Source organism: Methylomonas sp. LW13, assembly GCF_016865255.1.
Taxonomy (GTDB): domain Bacteria; phylum Pseudomonadota; class Gammaproteobacteria; order Methylococcales; family Methylomonadaceae; genus Methylomonas.
In genome coordinates this window covers 3,813,618-3,837,515 of sequence record NZ_CP033381.1, presented here as the reverse complement: position 1 = coordinate 3,837,515, position 23,898 = coordinate 3,813,618, and the positions used below count along the sequence as shown (strand labels likewise).

General features: G+C 52.0%; 22 protein-coding genes. 6 read left to right on the top strand and 16 right to left on the bottom strand.

Annotated elements, in window-relative coordinates:
* Positions 1 to 69: 69 nt before the first annotated feature.
* The 3 genes from JL719_RS17260 to JL719_RS17250 form a co-directional block, all read right to left on the bottom strand.
* Positions 70 to 4,167 carry an EAL domain-containing protein gene (locus JL719_RS17260; RefSeq protein ID WP_033155508.1) on the bottom strand — a complete coding sequence of 1,366 codons (4,098 nt, stop codon included), beginning with the start codon at positions 4,165 to 4,167 and terminating at the stop codon, positions 70 to 72.
* 25 nt (positions 4,168 to 4,192) lie between these two features.
* Complete coding sequence (locus JL719_RS17255; RefSeq protein WP_033155507.1) at positions 4,193 to 4,849, bottom strand: TMEM165/GDT1 family protein; 657 nt, start codon at positions 4,847 to 4,849, stop codon at positions 4,193 to 4,195.
* Positions 4,850 to 4,931: 82 nt separating this feature from the next.
* Positions 4,932 to 5,861 (bottom strand): ZIP family metal transporter, encoded by a 930-nt coding sequence (locus JL719_RS17250; RefSeq protein ID WP_033155506.1) that lies wholly within the window; start codon positions 5,859 to 5,861, stop codon positions 4,932 to 4,934.
* A gap of 266 nt (positions 5,862 to 6,127) precedes the next feature.
* Between JL719_RS17250 and JL719_RS17245 the strand changes: the two genes are divergently transcribed.
* The 3 genes from JL719_RS17245 to nadA all read left to right on the top strand — a co-directional run bounded on the left by JL719_RS17245 (position 6,128) and on the right by nadA (position 8,394).
* Positions 6,128 to 6,676 carry a DUF2780 domain-containing protein gene (locus JL719_RS17245; RefSeq protein WP_033155505.1) on the top strand — a complete coding sequence of 183 codons (549 nt, stop codon included), beginning with the start codon at positions 6,128 to 6,130 and terminating at the stop codon, positions 6,674 to 6,676.
* A gap of 157 nt (positions 6,677 to 6,833) precedes the next feature.
* Positions 6,834 to 7,229 (top strand): hypothetical protein, encoded by a 396-nt coding sequence (locus tag JL719_RS17240; protein ID WP_033155504.1) that lies wholly within the window; start codon positions 6,834 to 6,836, stop codon positions 7,227 to 7,229.
* A gap of 70 nt (positions 7,230 to 7,299) precedes the next feature.
* The gene (gene nadA / locus JL719_RS17235) at positions 7,300 to 8,394 is read left to right on the top strand and encodes a quinolinate synthase NadA (RefSeq protein WP_033155503.1); all 1,095 of its coding nucleotides are present in this window, start codon (positions 7,300 to 7,302) and stop codon (positions 8,392 to 8,394) included.
* Between the two features lie 48 nt (positions 8,395 to 8,442).
* On the opposite strand, the gene JL719_RS17230 is transcribed toward nadA, so the two are convergent.
* Positions 8,443 to 9,465: an MDR/zinc-dependent alcohol dehydrogenase-like family protein gene (locus tag JL719_RS17230; RefSeq protein WP_051669663.1), complete on the bottom strand. Its 1,023-nt coding sequence runs from the start codon at positions 9,463 to 9,465 to the stop codon at positions 8,443 to 8,445.
* A 54-nt stretch (positions 9,466 to 9,519) separates the two neighbouring features.
* On the opposite strand from JL719_RS17230, the gene JL719_RS17225 reads away from it, so the two are divergent.
* Positions 9,520 to 11,043, top strand: coding sequence for a phenylacetate--CoA ligase family protein (locus JL719_RS17225; RefSeq protein WP_033155502.1), 1,524 nt, complete (start codon positions 9,520 to 9,522; stop codon positions 11,041 to 11,043).
* 84 nt (positions 11,044 to 11,127) lie between these two features.
* On the opposite strand, the gene JL719_RS17220 is transcribed toward JL719_RS17225, so the two are convergent.
* The 12 genes from JL719_RS17220 to JL719_RS17165 form a co-directional block, all read right to left on the bottom strand.
* Positions 11,128 to 11,652 carry a PepSY domain-containing protein gene (locus tag JL719_RS17220; RefSeq protein WP_033155501.1) on the bottom strand — a complete coding sequence of 175 codons (525 nt, stop codon included), beginning with the start codon at positions 11,650 to 11,652 and terminating at the stop codon, positions 11,128 to 11,130.
* Between the two features lie 43 nt (positions 11,653 to 11,695).
* Complete coding sequence (locus JL719_RS17215) at positions 11,696 to 12,328, bottom strand: LuxR C-terminal-related transcriptional regulator (protein ID WP_051669661.1); 633 nt, start codon at positions 12,326 to 12,328, stop codon at positions 11,696 to 11,698.
* Positions 12,329 to 12,459: 131 nt separating this feature from the next.
* Positions 12,460 to 13,209 carry a flagellar brake protein gene (locus JL719_RS17210; RefSeq protein WP_033155500.1) on the bottom strand — a complete coding sequence of 250 codons (750 nt, stop codon included), beginning with the start codon at positions 13,207 to 13,209 and terminating at the stop codon, positions 12,460 to 12,462.
* A 341-nt stretch (positions 13,210 to 13,550) separates the two neighbouring features.
* On the bottom strand, positions 13,551 to 13,913 hold the full coding sequence (locus JL719_RS17205; RefSeq protein ID WP_033155499.1) for a roadblock/LC7 domain-containing protein: 363 nt from the start codon (positions 13,911 to 13,913) through the stop codon (positions 13,551 to 13,553).
* 10 nt (positions 13,914 to 13,923) lie between these two features.
* Positions 13,924 to 14,487 carry a protoglobin domain-containing protein gene (locus tag JL719_RS17200; RefSeq protein WP_033155498.1) on the bottom strand — a complete coding sequence of 188 codons (564 nt, stop codon included), beginning with the start codon at positions 14,485 to 14,487 and terminating at the stop codon, positions 13,924 to 13,926.
* Between the two features lie 138 nt (positions 14,488 to 14,625).
* On the bottom strand, positions 14,626 to 14,847 hold the full coding sequence (locus JL719_RS24415; RefSeq protein WP_033155497.1) for a flagellar regulator YcgR PilZN domain-containing protein: 222 nt from the start codon (positions 14,845 to 14,847) through the stop codon (positions 14,626 to 14,628).
* Positions 14,848 to 15,114: 267 nt separating this feature from the next.
* Complete coding sequence (locus JL719_RS17190) at positions 15,115 to 17,031, bottom strand: pentapeptide repeat-containing protein (RefSeq protein ID WP_033155496.1); 1,917 nt, start codon at positions 17,029 to 17,031, stop codon at positions 15,115 to 15,117.
* A 117-nt stretch (positions 17,032 to 17,148) separates the two neighbouring features.
* Entirely contained in the window at positions 17,149 to 18,579 is a 1,431-nt protein-coding gene (gene creC, locus JL719_RS17185) for a two-component system sensor histidine kinase CreC (RefSeq protein ID WP_033155495.1), read from the bottom strand.
* Complete coding sequence (gene creB, locus JL719_RS17180; protein ID WP_033155494.1) at positions 18,576 to 19,268, bottom strand: two-component system response regulator CreB; 693 nt, start codon at positions 19,266 to 19,268, stop codon at positions 18,576 to 18,578. Before creB ends, creC begins: the two co-directional genes overlap by 4 nt.
* A gap of 4 nt (positions 19,269 to 19,272) precedes the next feature.
* Positions 19,273 to 19,689, bottom strand: coding sequence for a DUF350 domain-containing protein (locus tag JL719_RS17175; RefSeq protein ID WP_051669659.1), 417 nt, complete (start codon positions 19,687 to 19,689; stop codon positions 19,273 to 19,275).
* Positions 19,690 to 19,691: 2 nt separating this feature from the next.
* Positions 19,692 to 20,822: a glutathionylspermidine synthase family protein gene (locus tag JL719_RS17170; RefSeq protein WP_033155492.1), complete on the bottom strand. Its 1,131-nt coding sequence runs from the start codon at positions 20,820 to 20,822 to the stop codon at positions 19,692 to 19,694.
* 2 nt (positions 20,823 to 20,824) lie between these two features.
* Positions 20,825 to 22,027: a hypothetical protein gene (locus JL719_RS17165; RefSeq protein ID WP_033155491.1), complete on the bottom strand. Its 1,203-nt coding sequence runs from the start codon at positions 22,025 to 22,027 to the stop codon at positions 20,825 to 20,827.
* Positions 22,028 to 22,564: 537 nt separating this feature from the next.
* Here JL719_RS17165 and JL719_RS17160 point away from each other — a divergent pair.
* Complete coding sequence (locus tag JL719_RS17160; RefSeq protein ID WP_033155490.1) at positions 22,565 to 23,377, top strand: formate/nitrite transporter family protein; 813 nt, start codon at positions 22,565 to 22,567, stop codon at positions 23,375 to 23,377.
* A gap of 75 nt (positions 23,378 to 23,452) precedes the next feature.
* The gene (cynS, locus tag JL719_RS17155) at positions 23,453 to 23,896 is read left to right on the top strand and encodes a cyanase (protein WP_033155489.1); all 444 of its coding nucleotides are present in this window, start codon (positions 23,453 to 23,455) and stop codon (positions 23,894 to 23,896) included.
* The last annotated feature ends 2 nt before the right edge of the window (positions 23,897 to 23,898 follow it).

Below are 23,898 nucleotides of genomic sequence, written 5' to 3'. Positions count from 1 at the left end.
TCCCGCCTGTGCGGCAGCGAGTGCGATAACAAAGATAACTGCATCGGCGGCGGGGCGCGGGAGAGTCCGCTATGCTGATTTACCGAATTGTTGTTCAAATGTTGCCGCCGGCAGCGGTTTGGCAAACAGATAACCCTGACCGTAATCGCAGCCGATAGCGGTCAGCAAATCGCGTTGCTGCTCGGTTTCCACCCCTTCCGCGATGACTTTCAAGCCCAATTTATGCGCCATCACGATGATGGCTTCGCAAAGTACGAAGTCGTTCGAATCCTCCGTTAAATTGCGCACGAACGACTGGTCTATTTTCAAATAATCAATGTCGAATTTTTTCAGATAAGACAATGCGGAATACCCGGTGCCGAAGTCATCTATAGCGACTTGCATGCCGGCGTCGCGGAACGCCATCAAATGATTGTGTACAGACAGATTGGCGTCCAACAGCAAGCCTTCGGTGATTTCCACCACAATACTTTGGCCAGACAATCCCAGTCGATTCAAATAGTTGAACCAGTCTTGAGGGGCATGCTCGGGGCTTTGAAATTGTACCGGCGATTTGTTGACGCTGATTTGAAATTCGGGATTGATAGTGGTACGCCAGGTTTGTACTTGCCGTGCCGCGGTTTCGAATACCCAATCGCCAATTTCTCTGATTAGACCGGTTTCTTCCGCTAGCGGTATAAATTCTGCCGGGTTAATCAAGCCACGTTTTGGGTGATGCCAGCGCAGCAAGGCTTCCGCTTTATGCACTTCGCCGCTCAGCAAGTCGACGATGGGTTGATAGCACAGCAAAAATTGCGTATTGGCCAGCGCGGTACGTAAGTCGCCGAGCATTGCGGCGCGGGCTTCCAGCGCGTCCTGTAAGGCTTGGGTAAAGAAATGGTAGTTGTTACGGCCCTGGTTTTTAGCAGCGTACATGGCCTGATCGGCATTCTTTTGTAATTGGCTTAAGTCGGTGCTGTCGTTTGGATAAAACGTGATGCCGATACTCGCAGAGACATAAGCCAGTTCGCCGTCCAAGCTAAACGGTGCACTGAGTTTTTGCAGCAGGTTTTTAGCTATCGGTTCGGACACTTCGATACAGTCCAACTCGCTCAAGATAATTGTGAATTCGTCGCCCCCCAAGCGCGCCACGGTATCGGACTCCCGCACGCAGGTCTGTAAACGCCGCGCGGTTTCCTTCAGTAAGTTGTCGCCCATATCGTGGCCCAGCGTATCGTTGATTTCCTTGAAGCGGTCCAGGTCGATAAACAACAGTGCAAACAATTGGCCCATGCGGTGGGCTTTTTTGATTTCCAGTTCCAGGCGGTCGCGGAACATCCGCCGATTAGGCAGACCGGTGAGCGGGTCGAAGTTGGCTTGTCGCCAAATTTGTTCCTCGGACTGTTTACGCTGAGTGATGTCGGAAAACAGGGCGACCCGGCGTAGCGGCTTGCCTTCCGCATCATAAATGGTGTTGATGGCTAGCTCTTCGACAAACAAGTGACCATCCTTACAGCGATTTTTTATTTCTCCGCGCCACGCACCGGTCGTTTGCAGCGTGGTCCATAATTCTCGGTAAAACCCCGTATCATGTTCGCCGGAACTGAGAATATGGGGATTTTTACCGACAACTTCAGCCTCCGTATACCCAGTCATCTTGGTAAATGCGGGGTTGACGCTGAGGATGGTGTTATCGCTATCCACCACTATCATCGCTTCACTGCTGTTGTGATAAACCAGGGCCGCCAGCCGCAGGTTCTCTTCGGTTTTGCGCAACTCGCTGATGTCGCGGGCAAAACCAACCGTACCCAGTAACTGACCTTGCTCATCCATTACAGGCGCTTTATAGGTCTCGAACCATTTGCGCACGCCGCGATCGACAATTTCCTCTTCGACAATCAATTTGTCTCGCAAAGCCATCACGCGCCGGTCATCGGCGACGTAGCTTTCGGCCAGTTGCGGCGGGGCAATGTCGAAATCGTTTTTGCCCGCCAGCGCCTCCGGGTTGACGGCGGAAAATACGTTGGCGAACTCCTGGTTGACGGCCAGCAGGCGGCTATCGGTATCTTTTAGCCAAATCGCATGCGGAATGTTATCCAGCAATGCGCGTTGATAGTATTCTTTCTTTTGCAGCGCTTGTTCCGTACGATGTTGATTACTGATGTCGCGAAAACTCCAGACGCGGCCGACAATTTTGTCGGCGATACTTTGTGGCTTGGAATAGCGTTCAAAAATCCGGCCATCGGTAAACTCGATCAGATCGTAGCTTTCTGCCGCGGGGTGATTGTAAAGAGCCTGAACTTTGTCGAAAAACGCATCGGGATTTTTTAGCTGCTTAACGGCTAAATGCAAAAGTTTTATATCGTCTTTATCTTCTCCAACAGCCGTGCTGGGCAGCTGCCACAGTTCAAAAAAACGCTGATTGTAAGTAACGATCTGACCTTGCAGGCTGACCACCAAAATGCCGTCGGCCGTGGCTTCCAGCGTAGCCTTTAGCAAGGAAACCGATTGGGCTAAAGCGTCTTCGCGAACTTTGTTTTCGGTAATGTCTTCGTAGATCCCCAAAATGCCGATCATTGCATGATCGGAATTGCGCAAAGGTATTTTCGAGGTGCGTAGCCAAATGGTATTGCCGGCAGGTGTGGTTTGGGGTTCTTCATACGCCAGTTTGCCTACCCCCGATGTTATCACCTGGCGATCATCTGCTTGGTAACTTGCGGCTTGATCTCGCCAATTCAGTTGACTGTCGTCCTTGCCGATTAAATCGCTGGAACTGGATTGTCCGGCATCCCCCGCAAATAGCGCGTTACAGCCCAAATAGCGAGAATTCAGGTCTTTCCAGAATACACGGATTGGTAAGGTTTCCAGGATGGTCTGCAACAGTAAATGGGATTCGGTCAGCGCTTTTTCGGATTTTAGTTGCTCGGTAATATCGAACAAAATGGCCAGATTGTCTCCGACATACGATTCGCCCAGGGATACCGAACCGGCGAGCACCGTGCACCGTTCGCCGTGTTTGCAATGAATTTCCGCTTGGAGGGTTTCGAAACTTTGCACTCGACGGGATTTATCAGTCAACTCCAGCCAGGTTTCCATAATGTTCTGGCGGTAGGCTGGGTCGGGATAGGCTTTGGGCCACCATTCGTCAAGCGTTTCAATGTCTTCCAAGGTGTAACCGAAAGCTTTGCTGAAAGCCGGATTTAGCAATGTGAACTTGCCTTCGGCGTTGTAAATGGCCTGGGGTACTGGCGAGTAGTCGATGATAGCCTTCAAACGTTTTTCGCTATCGCTCAGTCCTGAGGTAATCAGCTGCTGCTTGTGCAGAGTAAGTGCCAAAGTGGTGCCGGTCCAGGACAGTACCAATATATAAAACCAAAGATTCAGCAATTCGCTTTTCTCAAAATCGTCGCCGAAAAAGCCTAGATGATGTGCGGCACCGAATAGCGCTTGGATGGTAATCAAGCCGGAAATCAGGGTCACGCCATGACGATTGAAACGGAGGGCGGCCCAAATGGCAAACAGAAACATCCAGTAACCGCGGGCGATTTTGCCAAAGACAGGCTGGAAAGCTTCGAGGAATACTACTTGGCCGGCGAACAGGGCAACAATGATCAGCAGCAACGCTTCCAGGCCGCGCTTTTCAGCAAACCATTGCTTTGGCCAATTTCGCCAAACCAATAATATCGGCGTAGTCGTGACAATACCGAAAGCATCCGCCATCCACCAATGTAAAATCGCTTGCGGCATAGCCGCTAGCGGTATGAAGCCGGCCTGATGTAAAGCCAAAGGGCCAATGCCTGCACTGATCAACGAGCAAGCGGCGCCGGTTAGGGTTAGCCAGATAAAGTGGCCTGGCTCGGTTAAGTCTAAAGAAAAACGCTGTTGGTGTTTTAGTAGGTAGGCGGCTGTCACCGATTCCAGTGTGTTGCCCGTTGCAATGGCAAAAGACAGTGGGAGCGAGTCGTCTACCATGAAGCCGGCGGCGAACGCGCCCAGAAATATGCCCGGCCAATAGCGAAGGCCTTTCAGCAATAAGGCGGCCAATCCCAATCCGCCGGAAAACCACACCAATGTGATGTTACCGGTCTCTGAGAAATAAGACAGTACAATTTTGGCTAATAGGCAATACAGCCCCGCCAAGCCGAGTATTGCCGCAACGTCTAGCCAGCGGTAATTGGGAAATGCCATGAATCGCTGCGAGTCTGGAGTTTGGCTAAAGTTGGGGGAGCAAACCCGCAGCCAGCAAGCTTTCGTAAGCTTTATAAGCCGCAACTGCCGATAAAATCAGGAAAAACACGCCGCTGGCTTTATGCAGCAAGGACAAGGGGATTTTTTGCAACACGGTGCGGCCAGCCAGCACGCCCAGCGCGGACGTAAACGCCAGCGCCAACGTCGAGCCCAGCCACACTGCAATCGGTTGCGCGGTACTGCTGAATGCAACGACAGCCAATTGAGTTTTATCGCCAAATTCGGCGACGGTGATCAATAAAAAGGTCGTAAAGAAAATGCCGTGCCCGCTTTTCTCGACGATTTCTTCGTTGTCATCGTCTTCGTCGTGGTTGAGCAAAGCATGCAGACCGAATGCGGCAAACAGCAGGGCGACGGTGGCTGCGACCAGATATTCCGGTAACCATGTCGCAATCGCCGCACCAAAAACCACCGCCAAAGTGTTCAGCAGCGCGAACGCGGCAATCGCTCCTAATAACACCGGAGTCGGTCTGTGCTTGGAGGCCAGAGTCATGCATACCAGTTGGCTTTTATCGCCGATTTCTGCGGCGGCTATCAGTGCAAAGCTGGTGCCGCCGGTCGCGAGCAATTCCGCAAAGTTTAAGGTGCTTATTTGGGTGATGAATGCGATTAGGTATTCCATTCGGCACTGAGGAGTTTGATCGGAAGATAAAACACCCAAAAAGCTGCTGCTTTTTGGGTGGCGCGCTTGGTTTAGGCGGTGTTTATGTCAGTATTTTGTCCAGGATCATCATGATGATGAAACCGGCCATTAATGAAAATGTAGCGATGCGCGAGCGGCCTTTGGCGTGCGTCTCCGGGATGATTTCTTCGCTGATGACGAACAACATCGCACCGGCTGCAAACCCCATTGCAATCGGCAATATCGACGAAAATACCGTGACCATGGTAATGCCCAACAGACCGCCTACCGGTTCCACCAAACCTGTCAACGTAGCGATGGCGACGGCTTTCCATTTGTTGTAACCCAGGCCGACTAGGGGCAGGGCGACTGCCAGGCCTTCCGGCAAATTTTGCAATGCAATGGCAATAGACAACACCAAGCCATTGTTCATATCGCCGGAGCCAAAGCTGACGCCGACCGACATGCCTTCCGGGAAGTTATGGATGGTGATGGCGATGATGAATAAAGAGATTTTTTGCAGCGAATCCAGGGAATGATCGCTGACTGAATCAAAATGCAGATGCGGCAATCGGCTGTCGGCAAAATGTAAAAACAGCGCGCCGATCAGCATGCCGGCCGATACGATCCACAAGCCTTTGCCGGGCCAGATTTGTTCGCCGTAATCCAAGCCGGGCACCAGTAGCGAAAACGCGGTGGCCGCCAGCATTACGCCCGCTGCGGCGCCCAGCAAGCCGTTGAATAGCCGGTCGGAAATATTTTTAAAGAACAAGGCCGGCAAGGCGCCGATGCCGGTAGCTAATCCAGCCAGGACGCTGGCTAGAAAGCCGATCACCACCACTTTGTCAAAAATAAGGTACAGGCTGCCGAATACCAGGATTTGCGAGAGCAAAAACAAGCCGATAAACACGCCCCAGCGTTGCATCAGCGGCAAGGTCATCACATGCAGGTATTTAGGATGGGCTTGCAAGCGAAGATAATAGTCTTCGAGCGTTTTTTGAATATTCAGCATATTTTTACCTTTATTGTTCTTGTGGCTAAAGCCAGGATTATACTGAATTCATGCGAATTGCCGATTTTTACCCACAATGTTTGCGGGGAGTTTCTCGGTTATCGGTAGATAACACGCCGTCTTTGCACAGGACGCCGCGGCTGTCCGCCTGCGGCGATAAAAGAGCCCAGGTTGTATCCTGGGCAGGTTTCGATTTACAGTGCCGGTTTTGGCGGCCATGATGTGGCTTGGTCCGGTATTTCGGCGTTTTTCAGGAGTTCGACAGAATGAAGGTTTTGCAAGGTTTTACAGCAGTCGGTGTTCTCGCGGTCATCAGCGCTTGCGCACCGGTGCAACAGCAGGTTTCAGATCAGACTTTTGCCTTGGGCGGGTCGCCAGCCGTCTATGGTGCAGCAGGTTCTATCGCCGGTGCGGTGGGGCAGGCCAACCAATTAGGGTTAATCGATATTCTGGTTGGGCAATTGGGCATCAGCCCGCAGCAAGCGCTGGGTGGCGTGGGTTCTATTTTTTCAGTGGCGCAGCAACGCATGAATCCCGGTGACTTTTCGCAATTGAGCAATGCCGTACCGGATATGGACCGCTATTTGTCCTCGGTACCGCAACAGGTTTCTGCTTCCGGCTCGCAATCGTTGCTGGGCGCTGCGGGCGGGTTAATGGGCGGGCAACTCGGCAGTCTGGCGAATTTAGCCGGATCGTTTCAATCTTTGGGTATGAATCCGTCCATGGTCAGCCAGTTTGTGCCGGTGGTTTTACAATATGTACAAAACCAAAGCGGTGCTGGGGCTATGAGTTTGCTTCAGCACGCTTTATATTGAACTGCGCGCCCACTTTTCGGTTTGGGCCCCGCTTCTCCGCCCGCGAATATCGTCGTTTGCGCTCAGGCGGGATTGACGACACCAGAAGATATAAGGGCCTGGTGAATGAAATGGCGTGGACCTCAATCTAATTTTTACAATCACAGACTAAAAAATCATGGAAATATTATTGATAGGCGCCGTTTTGATGATCTTCGCCATATTGTTATCCGCATGGCTGATGACTTTTGCCAAATGGTTTCCGATCAAAGGCATAGACGGCGAGTTTTTAAAAGACTACAAAACCCTGATTCGGGCGCATGTGGACTTTGCGTTGATGGCGCTGTTTTGCCTGGGCTTTTACGGCACAAAAGTTCCGCTGCCGGTCACCGCTTGTTGGTTGGTCGTGATCGGTGGCTTGACCAATCCCGGTGTGTTTGTGGTGGCGGCATTCGATCCGGATTTTTGGACCAAGCCGATATGGCGGATCTATTCCGCTTTGAGTTTTGTCGTCACCACCCTTGGTTTTGGCTGGATTGGCCTCACTTTACTCAATCATGCTTTGTCGGCATGACCCATGGAACCGGCTGTAAAAGCCGGGCCTAAGTTTTCGAAATTCTCGCTTTTTGTTTTCAGGTTAAAAAATGACTGCAGCCTTACCTATCCATGATTACGCCCTGCTCGATGATGCCGAATGTGCCGCGCGCATAGAAGCCGCCAAAACCAAACTCGGCAAACGCTGCATTATTCTGGGCCATCATTACCAACGCGACGAAGTATTCAAACATGCGGATATATTCGGCGACTCATTGAAATTATCGCGGGAAGCGGCGCAATCGGAAGCCGAATACATCGTCTTTTGTGGCGTGCATTTCATGGCGGAAGTGGCGGATATTTTGTCGCGGCCGGAGCAAATCGCGATTTTGCCGGATTTGGCGGCTGGTTGTTCCATGGCCGACATGGCCAATAAGGTCAAAGTCCAACAATGCTGGGACGAATTGGCGAAAGTGATTGACGTGGAAAACACCGTCACCCCGGTGACTTACATCAATTCCGCCGCCGACTTAAAAGCGTTTTGCGGCCAGCATGACGGTATTGTCTGTACCTCTTCCAATGCCGAAAAAATCCTGAAATGGAGCTTTGCCAAACGCGAAAAAGTATTGTTCTTCCCCGATCAGCATTTGGGCCGCAATACCGGCTACCGGATGGGCATCCCGCTGGAACACATGGTGACCTGGGATTTCAACAAACCGCAGGGCGGTTTGACCGAGCAGCAAATCCGCGATGCCAAGATTATTCTTTGGAAGGGGCATTGTTCCGTACATCAAGCTTTCCAGCCGGAGCAAATCGACGCCTTCAAGGAAAAACACCCGGAAACCATCGTCATATCTCACCCGGAAGCCTGTTTTGAAGTGTGCGAAAAATCCGATTACATCGGTTCCACTGAAATGATTTTGAAAATCGTCCGCGAAGCCGAAGCCAATACCCGTTGGTTGGTAGCGACAGAACTGAATCTGGTTAATCGCCTGAACCAGGAATGCAAAGCCCAAGGCAAAAGCGTGCATTTCATGGCGCCCACTTTAAGCATGTGCTCGACGATGTTCCGCACTGACCCGCAGCATCTGTGTTGGGTGCTGGAAAATCTGGCGGCCGGGCATGTGGTCAACCAAGTCTCCGTGCCTGCCGAGCAGGCGGCGCTGGCGAAAAAGACTTTGGATAATATGCTGCTGGCGTCTTAACGCCTTCTAAGCTTGCGCTCGCTGGCGGTGTTGGTGAGTTCAAGCGGGTTAATAATCTGAATTCAGTGCGGGCTGTAACAGAATTTTTCTGACGCCGGCTTGGGCGGCGTGATTGAACGCGGCAAGTCCATCGCTCAGTGGGTATTGGCCGTCTATCATGGTTTCCACGGGCAGCTTGTTTTCCGCCAGAAGCGCTAATGCGTCCGCGAAGGGGCCGCAGCGGGAGCCGATGATGTTGATTTCGTAAACCACCACTTTGCTTAAATCCAGTGCCGCGTCGGCCGCGAAGGTGCTTTTCAACACCAAGGTGCCGCGCGGTTTGACGATGCGCAAGGCTTGCGTAAAGCCTGAGGTCTGACCGCTGGCGTCGACGACGCAGTCGAAGCTGTTGTCTGGAATCTCGTTAGTCAAGCCGGTCGCCAGTTGCCACTGTTTAGGTAATGCCAAGGATGCCGCCGACCGGCCCAACACCGTGATCTGGTAGCCGGCCAGACTTAACACCTTGGCGATCAACAAACCCAAGCGGCCGGGGCCGACGACCGCGATGTCGGTGATGGGCAGTGCGGCTATTTGTTTTACTACGCGCAAAGCAGCGGCCAGCGGCTCGGTAAACACGGCGGCTTGGTCAGTCACAGCGTCGGGCACGGTGTACAAGTTGGCAATCGACAGGCTGAAATAATCGGCGAATACCCCGTCTTTGCCGCGTATTCCCAGCACTTTACGATTCAGGCAATGCTCGGGGCCGTCGCGCTGGCACACCTCGCAGGCGTTGCAGCCGATATTGATGGAACCAACCACGCGCCGGTTCAGCCAATCTCTGTGTTTGTCATCGGCAACGGCGATGACCGTACCGACAAATTCATGGCCGAGGATGCCGGAAAAACCGGCATAACCCTTCACCAGTTCCAGGTCGGTGGCGCAGATGCCGGCCAGGCGCAGTGCAATCAAAGCTTCGCCGGCAGCTAATTCGGGTATCGGCATATCGTTGCGGTAGGATAATGATTTGTCTAATCTCAATGCTTGCATCGGTATGGGCATGGTGTTGTGCAGAATTAACGTTTTACCAAACATTCAATCCAAGAATATATCTTTAGGGTTTTTCCAGCATTTTTCAGGTGGTTTGCAATGAGCGATTTACCGACGACGTCTTCTGCGGCAGCATTTCAACATTTTCTGGCCACGCCATTGGATACCTTGCTTACCAAGCTTACCAAGCTTACCAAGCATCAAGCGCTTAATCCGCAGCAAAAAATGCTGGCTCTATTTCAGCGTTGTGCGGCAGAGGTTCCCGCTTATCGGCAGTTTTTACAAGCCCAGCAAATCGATCCAGGGCAGATTAATACTTACGCGGATTTTCAAAAGCTACCGTTAATCAGCAAAGCTAACTACATGCAAGCCTACCCGTTGCCGGCGCGTTGCTTCGGCGGTAGTTTAATCGGTGTGGATAGGGTTGCGGTGTCGTCCGGCTCCACCGGCGTGCCGACCTTCTGGCCGCGTTCGGCGGCATATGAGTTGGATGTGGCGGTGCGCTTCGAGCAAGTGTTCAAGGACAGTTTTCAGGCCGATAAACGCAGTACGCTGGCGGTGGTGTGTTTTGCCTTGGGCAATTGGGTGGGCGGCTTGTTTACCACATCCTGCTGCTGGCATCTGGCGCAGAAGGGCTATCCCTTGCTGGTGGCAACGCCGGGCAATAATAAAGCCGAGATTTTTAGGGTGGTCCGCGAGTTGGCGCCGCACTTTGAGCAAACCGTGCTGTTGGGGTATCCGCCGTTTGTCAAAGACGTGATCGATGCCGGTGCCGCCGAGGGTATAAATTGGGCGCAATTCAAGCCCAAACTTGTGTTTGCCGGTGAAGTATTCAGTGAAGAATGGCGCAGCTTACTGTCCGAGCGTATCGGCTCGCAGTCGGTTTGTTTCGATTCCGCATCGTTATACGGTACCGCCGACGGCGGCGTGCTGGGTAACGAAACGCCGCTTAGCATTGCCATTCGCCGTTGGCTGGCGCAACGACCGGAAGCGGCCCGAGCTTTGTTCGGCGAATCGCGGCTGCCCACCCTGGTGCAATACGATCCGTATAGCCGATTCTTTGAAGTACACGATGGAACGCTGGTGGTTTCAGGCGAAAACAGCGTACCTTTACTGCGCTATCACATCGCCGACAAGGGCGGGGTGCTGAGCTATGAGCAACTGTGGGATTTTTTGCGGCAGCACGGCGTGCAGTCGGTCGAGGATTTAGGTTTGGCTAGCAGTTTTCAAGCGCGTAATTTGCCGTTTGTGTATGTGTTCGGCCGCGCCGATTTTACCGTGTCCTACTACGGCGCCAATATCTATCCGGAAAACGTCACGGTAGGTCTGGAACAGCCGGAGATCATGGCCTGGGTGACCGGTAAGTTTGTATTGCAAACTCAGGAAAATGCGGAGGGCGATAAGTATCTGCAGATTGCCGTGGAATTATTGCCTGGCGTGGCGCCCGAACCGGCGATGGCGCCGACGATAGCCGCCTCTATCCGCGCACAACTACTGCGTCTGAACAGCGAGTTTGCCCATTACACCCCAGCCGAAAAACAACTGCCGATGATTAGCCTTCATAACTTTGCGGATGCGGATTATTTCCCCGTTGGGGTAAAACACCGGTATACCCGGCGTTAATTGGTATATTCGGCGGCGGGTGCTGGGGCTCTAATAGTGAGAGCCCCAAAACTGCCAGGGTTGTGGAAGTTGCTGGCCCCGGAATTAACGTTTTTCGTCAGCCTCTTCGCCGATTTCCCATTCCTCGGTGGCGGTTTCGATGATTTTGCCGCTGGCGGCATCCACTTCGATTTTGGTTTCTAAGCCTTTGTCATTCACGATGTCGAATTCGTAAGACGAGCCGCCGTTTTCCTCCACTTCGTATTCGACTTCCTCAATCTTGCCGGGGTTGGCTTTTAACGCAATTGCCGCGGCATCTTCCTCGGTGATTTTGACATTCTTTTTGAATGCCTGGCTATTGGGGTCGGCTACTTCAGCTTCTTTTTCAGTCAGCTTGCCGCTGTCGGCATCGCACATGTATTCCCATTCCTGGCGGTTGTTGTCGCGCAGTTCCAGTTCATAGGCGCCTTTACCGGCTACGTTGAGCTTTTCCAGTTTGACCAGCTCACCCGCTTTTTCTTTTTTGACGGCTTGGATGCAATTTTCCAAGCCTTGATCGGCTGCTAAGGCATTAGCGGACAACATGCCAAAACCGGCTAATACAGATAATGCTAACACTGACTTTTTCATAAACCACCTCGCAAAAATAGGAAAAATTCCCGAATATCGGGAATCATACGCCTTTATGCATAATCAAGCCATGGCTATTGGCAAATTTTGTCAGTGTGTCCCGACTGTCGATAACCAGTTTCAGCTTGATTTGAGTTTGGCAATTGGAGACCGTTTTACTGCTGATACCGAGTTGCGCGGCTACCGTTTGCAACGAACAACCTTCGGCTAATAGGCAAAACACATCAAACTCGCGGGAGCTCAGAGAAACAAAGGGTTCTAACTGTTGTTTGATTTGCCGCATGGCCAGCAATTGGGCAATCTCTTGGTCCAGGTAATATTCACCCTGCACAATCGTGCGGATGATCTCAGCCAACTTGGCCGCGTCGGGAAACCATCTCAGCAACCCGGTCACTCCGACCTGCAAATACGTCAGGGCATGGGCGCTGGAATGGCTAAGCAAGGCTACAAACTTACAGGTGGGTGTAATGCCTTTTATTTGATCGATCAGATCCAGATTGTCTAGCAACGCCGCGTCACCATCGATCAGGACGACGTCTAAAGCCAACAAATTCATCGGTTCCGTAGTGTTTGGCTCGATTGTGATGACGGCAATGCCTTGGTTTTCCAATTCTTTCGGATTAAGGCTAATTTCTGCAAACCCTTGCGCGGGTAGCAATAACCTGATGACTGACACGATATATTGCCTATTGTCTAAACGGGTGGAATGGCAAACCTAGGACCTTTTGGTAAATAAGGTATTGCCGTTTTTAGTTTGAGCCCAGCTAAACTTGGAGATTAACGGAAACAGCGCGAGTTAGCGCCGATTCAATGACTCTCGATGTTTTTCAGCATCCGTTCGATAGATTGCATGTAGATCTGCACACTACTCTCAAAAGCCGGCGAAATGGCGGTAAATTGAAAACCTATGCGATGCGCAGTGCTTATCGTATTGGTTTTGACGTCGATACTGTATTTGGCGCGCATCGCAACGTCGGCGTGGTGGTGTTCGTGGTCTTGCAGAAATAAGGTGCAACTGACGACTTCAACACTAAGCAATTCCTGTTGCAAATCATGGTCCGGATTCAATAAAGCCAGTCCGCACAAGCCAATATCGATCAGTTTGAAGGTTTTAACGACAGATATTTGTTCGCCATCCGCACCGCTTAGCTTAAAACCGAATTGGCAATACGTGCCGGCATGCGACTGCGGCACTTTCACCCGGTAATAATTACGCCGTTGCCGCCAGTACAGTCTATCGGGCAAGGGCATGGTCAGTACCGCACCATGCGTGCTTTGCGCCAGTTTGATGTTCACCCCTTGAAAAGCCGCATCAATCCCATCCACCTGTGTGAAGAAATGCGCGCGCTTGCTCAGTAACAAACGGTCTGTCAATTCCTGGGTGGGCGCAATGTCTATCGCCAAGGTATTGTGTTTAGGGTCGATTTGCACAATCGCAGTTAAAAACGCCTGATTATCCGCGCCATAGCGAGCCGACAAAATGCAATTACGCTGCTGGATCTCCGTTAAATAATTGACAATCTGTTTCGGGCTAAAAATCGCGTAGTCGTTTTCCATTGCTAGTGATCATCGGTTTTGCAAATATGCGGAAAATATACGTTAAAAACCGGATTGTTGCCTTGTTGGAAATAAGTAGGGGCTTAAGCTTTTTAGGGCGGGGACGTTTAGGTCTAGTGGGTGCGACACTGGAGCAACGAGCGAGTGCCGATGTGACAAATTCAGGCTAAGTTGTCAGGGAAGCATAGCGCGCACCTTGATCTGTCTAGCTTTGGTATTGACATCCCCCTGGGAGCGGTAAAGGTATTTGAAGGCGGGGATCGACCGCCTGATGCGGAAAACAGTCTGACCGGTGGTAAGATCGAGGTGACGGGCGTAATCCCGTCACTCCAATTCAATCTTTACAGCATCTCCGCGATCTGAACCGCCGCTCGCTTAACATCAAGAAATATCAAGCCCAATTTGGCCGATGACTTGGTTAAAACGGTGAGAACACCCTCAGAACCGGCATAGGTCATTAACACATAGCCGGCCTTGCCTTTGATCAGCACTTGCTCCAACTCGCCTCTCGCCAGCTCTTGCGCAGTCCGGTCACCCAATGACAACATGGCGGCGCTCATCGCGCCTACCCGGTCTTCGTCCATGGAAGCCGGTAATACCGAGGCCATCATTAAACCATCAGTCGATATCACGCCACTGGCTTCGATGTCGGCCGACGAACCATTCAATTCCGTCAAAACAGATATTAATAAATCCGCGCGCATAGTGATCTCCTTATTTGTCTCTGTAGGCCAAGGCCAGATTGGTGAATAACGTGCGGCTCATGCCGGAAATTTTCAAAAACTTTTCCAGTTCTTCCGCCAGGCTCGAGGCTTGATAGGATTGCTGCATCACCAGCAATGAAAAGCCGGTTACCGAGTTAACCGCGGCAATCGTCCGAGCGCAATATTGCTTATCGTCACCAAAGGTTTCAACTATCAGTGTGAAAAGACGGTTATTGATCAAAGTCATCGCTCCGGCCATGAATTCGACAGGCAACTTAACCTTGACATGCACATCACCGACCTTGAACATCTGTGCGGTAAAGTCTTTATCATAGGGGCCTGTGAATAGCCCTTCCATCCATAGGCGGTGGGTATTTTTCAAACCCTCGACTCGGCCTTCCAGAAACGAAGCCGTTTCCGGTATGGTGCTCAACTGTTGATAAAATTCGTCGGTTACCGCCGCCAGATACGGCTTAATTTGCGACCCAACCTCTAACAACAAAGCTTCCTTATCGGGGGTAAACCCGCTAAACGATTTGCCGTATACGGTCAGCTTTTCGAAATCCAATGACATTAAAAACTCTCCTCGTGAACTAAAAAAATTGCAGCCGACTTTGTGGGGGTGTTTTTAGTGCGGCCGCATGGTCTTGCTAGTTAGACTCAGCGAGGAAAGCATATACCAGGTTTTTTGTTAGGTATTTTTTTGCACGGCTTATTTGTGGCTTATGAGAATTAGCTCGCAAACCATCGTGTTATTAATTTTTCGAGCGTCTATCGCCAAAGCATTCTGCTTAAGGTCAATTTGTAACATTACGGTTAAAACCGCTTGATCATTAACCGCATAGCGAGCGGACAAAATGCAATGACGCCGCGGGATTCCCGTTAGGTAATTGATCATGTGTTTTGGGCTGGAAATCGCGTAATTGTCTTCCATCGATAGTGATCGCCGGTTTTGCAAATATGCGGAAAATATACGTTAAAAACTTGATTGTTGCTGACTGGAAACAAGTGATGTTTAGGGCTGGTTGGCGATAGTGGTTGCGTGACAAATAGAAGCTAAATTGTTAGGGAACACTTCGCGCACTCTAGCCTAAAAGGCTGTGAGGGGACCTAAGCGAGCATCGAGCGTTTGTTTGATGAATTGGATTCGTTGGGGGCGTTAACTGCGGATGGCTTTTGCTCAGTTGTGGGTCACGGCAGCTTATTCGCACAACTTAGCGCCAGCGGCAAGCGGATCGAATCCTTCCGGCCATTTACTCTTAACGTCGAAACACAGGCCTGTAAGCTGCGCATCCTCCAGATTCGCTGTGGAAAAATTCACATCTCTTAACTTGACGTTGGATAAATTGGCGTGGGCAAACGAAGCTTCGCTAAAGCTTACTGCCGTAAAATGAGCATTGGTGAGATTGGCGTATTCGAAGTTAGCTTTTTGATAGCTTCCGCCTTGAATATCCAAACCGATCAGCGTGGCATGCGAAAAATCGCTGTTGTCGAAATTGGAGTGCTGAAATCTAAATCTCGACAAGTCTCCGTCAACATAGTAGGAATTCGAAGCATCTATACCTTGCAGTACTATTCCCCATGGAAAGCGATACGTAGTTGGTGGAGCGGTTCGCGGGGGATTTTCCTTGCAACCAGTCCATATACGAAAGACCAGTAATTTTGCTATATCCAAGTTATACGGCAACTTAGTATGGCAGTCGACAATAACGGGACCCCAATCAACATCGGTGAGATTGGCCTTGGACAAGTCAGAGTCTTGTAGATTAGTAATTTTCCCTTCTGCTACGCCAAAAATAGCTCCCTTAAGATTCGTGGATTGAAAGATCGTGCCGCGTAAATCGGCACCTCGAAAGTCCGCGCCAGATAAATCCTGATCAACGAATTTCAAACCGCGTAGATTGGCTGAAACCATACGTTTGCCGTGCAATTTAGTGTTGTTGATCGAAGCTCCCTCAAAGGAAGCGAGCCTCATGTCGGCTCTAGAAAAATCGGCATCATCGAGTATCGCGTTGTCGAAGTTTGTGGCAAACAAAACGGTGTCACCAAAGTCGGCGTGTCGAAGATCAGCGTGATTGAATTGTGTTTCGGATGCGCTTTTTAGATTACGAAATTTCGCATGACTGAGTTTCGCTCCCTTGAAATTAGAGCTATGTATATCGGATTCAGAGAAATCGGCATTACTCAAATCGGCTCCGGAGAAATCCGTATTGCTAAGTTTGGCGCCCCGGAAATTGGCACCAGCCAAATTCAGGCCGGCGAAAGACGAATGATCCAAATCATTTTCGTAACCGCTAAAGTCTCTGTCGTCCCCAAGTTCTTGAATTCTTCCAAGTTTTAACAAAGCAAAAGTTTTTCCATGTCGAGCAGTACTATTCTGTATATCCAGTTTTTGGATAGCCTGATAGTCTGCCAAAGCAAGTTCATAGGCGCCTTGTTTGTATCGGGCGTCGGCCCGGCCTACCAAGGCTGATAGGTCTTTGAGTCGTAGTTTAAGTATTTGGTTAAACGCCAGTTCTGCCGCAGCATAGTCCTGATTTCGAACGAAAAAGGTGGCTGGTTCTCGTAATAACACTTGGTTTTTACGTGTGTTTCGTAACAGGGAGAATAAGGAATTCCGTTTTTTTCGGTAAGCATCAATGGCTTTTTGATATCGATTATCGCCGTGCTCAATAGAATATACATAAGGGAACATCATGCACATGCTAGTTTTGAAACCATTCCGAGCATTGCCGTCAGCAAACACGGTTACCTCCTTGCCAACAGAAAAATCCCATCCGCAACTCGCGCTATTGTTATGAAATTCGATATCGATCTCTTTGGATTCCGGTCCTTTATAGGAGGTTGTCAGTTTAAATTTAGCGCGGCTTGATGCGAGTTCATCGGGTATTGTGGCAATGCTATATTTGTCCGCTACGGATGTCGGCACAATTTTTTCAACCGATTCAACAATACCTTTGAAAATCAATGTGCTGGCTTGAAGATACTCTTCCGGCTCTGGATCCCAACAACTGCAAGCAAATACCTGTATCGGCAATACAGCCAAGCAGAAAACTATGACCTTAAAGATCATATTTGCCAGCTTGCCACGCTTGGCTGGTTTTGAGAATACGGACATTGAAATTGACGACTGCAATTATCGATGTTTTCATTTTTCTTCCTTTGGCTAGTCAGAATTCAGGAGTTTGGAATGATGATCAGACAAAGGTAAATTGATCGTCGATTGCACTGTTTCTCAATCACTTTCCGGCAAATTCAACGCTGCCATCGCCCCGCCGCCCTCTGCATTGCCGACCTTGATCTCGCCGCCATGTAGCGCAGCCACTTCTCGAACGAAAGCCAGTCCCAGGCCGGTGCTCTTACGGCCATTGTTGGGGCGGGGCAGGGAGTAGAAGCGTTCGAACACTCGCGCCAGCGCGTAGTCAGGAATGCCTGGGCCGTGGTCGCGGATGCGCAAGATGATTTGTTTGCCGTCGCGGCGGCCGTCGATTTCGATTGTGGACTCGGCAGGGGCAAAGGCCAAGGCGTTATCCAAAAGATTGGAGATGGCCTGCCGCAATAAAAACTCTTCCGCCAGCACTGGTAGCGGTTCGTCTAGCGACACGGCGGTTTGCAAATGCAGTTGCAGCAATTGCGGGGCTTTTTCCGCCAGGACACTATTGACCATCTCACCTAAATCCAATAGTTGTGGATCGGATAATTGCTGGCGCTGCTCTAACTCCGCCAGCCCCAATAGCCGTTCGATTAACTGGTCCAGGCGCTCGGCTTGTTCGCGGGCATTGGCGGCGAAGCGGCGGCGGTTGGCATCCGGCAGCGGTTCTTCCAGCAATTCGGCCGCGCCACGAATGGCGGCCAGCGGGCTTTTCATTTCATGAGTCAAGGTTTGTACGTATCGTTCGACGTATTGTTTGCCTTCCAGTTCCTGGCGCATGCTTTCCAAGGCGTGTGCCAGTGTGGACAATTCGACGCTGCGCAATTTGGGCGGGCTGGCTTTGCCGCCGGACGCGATGCTGCGCGCATAACGGACCAATAGCTCGATGGCGCGGGTCAAGCGCCAGTTGAAAACCGCGCCGAATAGTAAAGCGCCGCCGAACAACCAGAAGGCCCCGCGTTGTATGGCATGCTTGCTGGCGTCGACAATGGGTTGCAGCAGGGCGGTGGGGTAGGCGACGGTAACCACACCTATCAATTTATCGCCGTAGCGCACCGGCGCCGCGACATGCATGGTCGAGCTGGCCTTATCGCCGGGATTGGCCTGCGAGGAACGCGCGCCGTATTGGCCTTGCAGGGTTAGATACACATCGTTCCAGCGCGAGTAGTTTTCGCCGATTGCCGTTCCCGCCGAATCAAATTGGACGATGCCGGCCGCGTCGGTGACGTAAACCCGGTAATCCAGCGTTTGTTTCGGAAAGCCGAAGATGGTCGCGGATACCGGCCGCTTGCTGTAGCGCTTGACCGCTTGAGCGAAATGGCCGTCGGCGATGCTGCCTTGCCGCAAATCCGGCGCGGCCAGTTCGGCCAGCAGGTTGGCGGTATCGACCAAACTGGCTTCCAGCGCGGTGCGCACGCCGGGGTCGATCTGCTTCACCACCAGTAACAGCACCAGTTGCCCGGTCACGGCCACCAGCAGGAAATAACCTAAAAACAGCCGTACCGATAACTTCATCGGCTTTGCAAGCTATAACCCAGGCCGCGATGCGTGCGTATCGGATCTTGGTTGGCGGCGGCCAAGCGCAGTTTGGCACGCAGGGTTTTGATGTGGGTATCGACGGTGCGGTCGAACACATCGCCGGGGTCTTGCCAGATTCTTTCCAACAGTTGTTCGCGGGAGAAAATCCGCTCGGGGTGTTCGATGAATAGTTTCAGCAACAAAAATTCGTAACGGGTCAAATCCAGCAATTGCCCGTAATAGCCGATGCGGCCGGCTTGGCTATCCAAATCAAACTGGGCGTTAGGCGGCGCTGCTGGCTTATTAGTATCCGCTGTACCAAGTCGGCGCAGAATTACGCCAACTCTGGCCGCCACTTCGCGCGGACTAAACGGCTTGGTCACATAGTCGTCGGCACCGATTTCCAAGCCGACGATACGGTCGATTTCGTCGCCGTGCGCGGTCAGAAAAATCACCGGAATATCCGAAAATCGACGCAACTGCCGGCACAAGTCAAAGCCGTTACCGTCCGGCAGGCCGACATCGAGAATCACCAAAGAGAACTCGGTGGATTGCAATCTGACCAAGGCGGTTTGCAGTAATCCGACGTGCTCGGTTCGGTAACCGCTGCTGTTCAGCACATAAATCAAGGTGTCGGCAATCGCCGGTTCGTCTTCGACGATTAAGATGCGTTTGCTGGCAGTCACGGCGTTAATAAGTCATGCAGGCCGCGCTTAATAAGCCCGCCGCGAGCGCGAAGCCGGCCAGGACGATGGCGGGTCCCAGTTCGTCGTCGGCAATGCGTTTGCACAGGTCCGCGAAAGCCAGCCGCAGTCCAACAAATACCAGCACTTGCAAAAATAAAGCAATACCGGCCCAAATCAACATATCGATAAACGACACGCTGTTGGCGACGGCGCCGGACAGCGCCAACACAAAGCCCAGCAGCGCGGCGCTAAACGCCACGGCCGGCGCGGTTTTACCCTCGCGGATTAGTTTAAATTCCGCGTACGGCGTAATCCACAGATAACAAAAAGCAAACGCGCCGGTTAGCGCGGCGGCCGCGATGAAATGCAGAAAAAAGCCGTTGGCGCCGGCCAGGATGTGAGAGAGGTCTAGCGATTCCATAGTCAATTCTCGACGAAATAATGCGGGATGAAGCGGCTATTGTTGCCGGTGATTTCGGTTTTGTCTTCACGGATGCCGATGCCGGCGGGTTGATCGGCGATGATCCAGGAGCCGATCACCGGGAAATTGCCGCCAAACTCGGGCAGCGGGGTATAGCGTTGATAAATGCAGGACTCGCCCCCGTAACTGCCGCCGGTTTCGACGAGGCTGGCGCCCCGGCGAATCTGGATATTGGCGCCTTCCCGGGAATACAGCGGCTTGCGTACATAATCGCCCAGTAGCGGTCGGTCGGCGAAACTGGCCTCCAGCAGATTGGGGTGGCCGGGAAACAGCTCCCACAAAATAGGCAACAGGCCTTTGTTGCTGAGCAGTAGTTTCCAGGGCGGTTCCAGCATCGCCGGTTGGGCTTGCGGCAAGTAAGGTCCAAACTCTTCTTGTAACAGCCATTCCCAGGGATACAGTTTGAATAGCGCATCAATGGGGTTATTGCGCAGATCGACAAAGCGTTGCCGGTTGGCGTCCCAGCCGATTTGGTCGATAGCCAGACGATGGGTTTGCAGGCCGGCCTGCACGGCAGTGTCGCGCAGATATTCCAGATTGCCGCTGTCTTCGTCGCTGCTGTCGACGCCGGCAAAATGCAGGCTGGGCTGGCGTTGCCGGTAATCTTGCCAAAAGACCAGCAGTTTTTCGTGTATCGAATTAAATTGATCGGCGTCCGGATAGCAATCCCGCAACCAGAACCATTGCACCACGCCGGCTTCCAGCAACGCGGTGGGTGTGTCGGCGTTGTATTCCAGCAGTTTGGGTTGGCCGCTGCCGTCCCAGGCCAAATCGAAGCGGCCGTAAACGCTGGGTTCGCGGCGTTCCCAAGAGTCGACAATATAGGGCACGGCCCAATCCGGAATCAACAATTGCTTGAACAACTTGCGGTCGATGATGGCCTGAACGGCTTTTAGACACAATGCATGCAATTCGGCGGTGGCATCGTCGAGAATATCGATCTGGCTGGCCGTGAAGCGATAGCAGGCTGATTCGTCCCAATAAACATCGCCGTCCAGGGTGTGATAATTCATCCCCACGGCTTCGACCCGCTGCTGCCAATCGGCGCGGGGCCTTAGTTCGATCCGTTGCATACTTAGCCGCCGAAAGAACTATGCGAACCGCCGAAGAAGCCAAAGCCGCCGCGCCTGACCGAACTATGGCTGTCCGCGCTGCCATTGCCGCTATAACGGGAGCTCGAGCCGCCGCCGTGGCCACCGCTGCTTCGGCATTCAATCGGGTTGCCCTGGTCGTCGACGCAATCTTGTTGGCGGATCCGAAAATCGTCGGGGTTGCCGTGATAATTGGCTAGCGATAAGCCGCCCAACAAAGCCAGTGACACCTGCATGGAACGCCGAGGGACTGCCGCTTGCACCGGCCGGGTTTCCGGTGCGGCTTGCAACACGCTTTCCCAGGTGGATAGCCGGGGATAGAAGTCGTAGTGATAAAGCGCGCCTATCGACAACAGCAGATAAAAATCCAGCCTGTTACCGCACAACAGAAACAGCGGTAAGCCCAACCAGGCCACGCCATTGGCGATCAATGTTGAGCGGAAGGCTCGTTGCTGGGCCAGCGCCACGCGCACCGTATAGTTCGAAACGCCGATGGGTGGCTTGACCAGCGTTTGCAATAGCGGATAGGCCGCCAAGGCGATGGCAACAAACAACAAGCGCACCGGCCAGGCCGGCAATTGAGGCGCGTAACCGGTAAACAGCGGATATTGCCAGTACAGCATCGTTGCATAAATCACGTACACCAGCAGATAGACGCCGGTCAGCACGGCCATGAAACGGAAAGACGACACGGCTTTATCGAACTCCACGCAGACAGCGCTGTTGCTGCTCAACGGGCGGCTGGAAAAGCCACCTAGTCGATAGATGTTGCGGCGATAGGAGTCCAGCCATAGTCGCAGCTCTGGAGATAAAAAATAGCCCGCCACCTGAATAGACTCGCGGATGTTTTTGCTCGATCCGTGAAAAAATCGCAATGATTCGCCGCTACTTGGGCTTCGGGATATAACGTCCATCAATGCGTGAGTAGGGATTGTGATTTGACCGAACCACATGCGTTTGACGATTTTATCTGGATAAAAAGTAATCGATATAGTCGAGACGATGCCAAGAATCACCCATGCCCAATAAATGCCCAACAAAATAAAACTAACTTCGAGGATGAAGAAATTGCTCAGAAATCCCGCCCAACCTATTCGTAAGGCTAGTGCTAATCCCAATAGGGCCAGTAGTTTTTTCCATAGACTGTAAGTAAGAACCAGTTTTTTATTAAGCGACGACGATGGCATAGGCTCGGCTACATAGGGCGGTGGCATTAGAAACGGTTACTGGATAAATGTCGGCGAAGCATAGCCGCTACTCGATGTTTTTGCTGAAAATAGCCGCAAGGGGCCGGTTGCCGGAAGCTGATTGCTGATAATGGCTTCGTATCTGTCTCCGGACTTGTCTCAGATTGGTGTTTTCCTGTTTTGGTGCGGTGGCAGTCCGTTTTGGTGCGTGATGCGGGTTTGGCTTGCTGAGGTTGGCAGCGCAAAGCTTGGTTGGGCTGGATTCAAAACGCTGGCACAATCCGTGCTGCAATTTCCCCGGTGCAATGGCGCACCCTCGGTTCCCTTCAACAACGGCGTTGAAACGTTGCTGGTTTTATAACCCGCAATACTGTTTGCTCGGCCGTTGTCCTGCTTTTATCCCTTCAGGACTTTCGCTGATCACAAACACGCCGTTTCCAAGGGAACTTTAGCTTGCGCATACAGGCTTAATCAAACGAATGGCGGTGCTTGATAACCACCGACATTCAAGTCGTTCCCACAATTTAAAGGTGAGTTATGTCCTATCTGATCCCTTCGGAATTCGTTACAAAGATGGTCGATGCCGGTGAATCCAAAATCTTCATGTCTACCCGCGACACGTTAATTCGCGCTTACATGGCCGGGGCGATCCTGGCGTTGGCGGCGGTATTTGCCGTGTCGATTACCGTGCAAACCAACTCGCCGATCTTTGGGGCGATTTTGTTCCCGGTCGGTTTTTGCATGTTGTATTTATTGGGTTTCGATTTGCTGACCGGCGTGTTCGTATTAACGCCGCTGGCCTGGTTAGACAAGCGCGCCGGGGTGACGTTGAGCGGCGTGCTCAGAAACTGGGGCTTGGTGTTTTTAGGCAATTTTCTCGGCGCGTTGACAGTGGCGGTGATGATGTCGGTGGTCTTTACTTATGGCTTCTCCGTGGAACCGGACGCCGTCGGTAAAAAACTCGCCGGCATCGGCGAAGCGCGAACCCTGGGCTATGCCAAATACGGCATTGCCGGCTGGCTGACCATTTTTATCCGCGGCATGCTGTGTAACTGGATGGTATCCACCGGCGTGGTCGGGGCGATGATTTCCACCTCGGTCAGCGGTAAGGTGATCGCAATGTGGATGCCTATCATGCTGTTCTTTGGTATGACCTTCGAACACTCGGTGGTGAACATGTTTTTGTTCCCCTCCGGTTTGATCATGGGCGGCAATTTTTCGATCATGGATTATTTTGTCTGGAACGAGATCCCCACCGTGTTGGGTAATCTGGTCGGCGGTTTGGCGTTTACCGGTTTGACGCTGTATTCCACGCATGTCAAAACTGCGCCGAAGCGCTCTTTCAACTAAGCGCCAAGCGATCCGGCCCCGATGCCGCTGAGCACGGGGCTTTTTCTCGCTGTTAACCAAGCTAAGGAGTTAAACATGACACGCAACGAAGTGACCGAATTGGTCGTCACGCAAAAGCTGGCCAAGCAATTGAGCTGGACGCAACTGGCTGAAGCGATTGGTTTAAGTAAGGAATGGACCACCGCCGCATTGCTGGGGCAGATGACCTTGAACGCCGCACAAGCCGCTACTGTCGGAGCGCTGCTGGATTTGCCGTCGGAGGCTATTGCGCAGCTGCAAGTGGTGCCTTACAAAGGTTCGCTACCCAGCGCGGTGCCGACCGACCCGCTGATTTACCGTTTCTACGAACTGGTGAATGTCTACGGCACCACGTTTAAGGCTTTGATCCATGAAGAGTTTGGTGACGGCATCATGAGCGCCATTGACTTTAGTATGGATTTGCAGCGTGAACCCGATCCGAAAGGCGACCGGGTCAAGATCGTCATGAGCGGGAAATTTCTGCCTTACAAGAGTTATTGAGG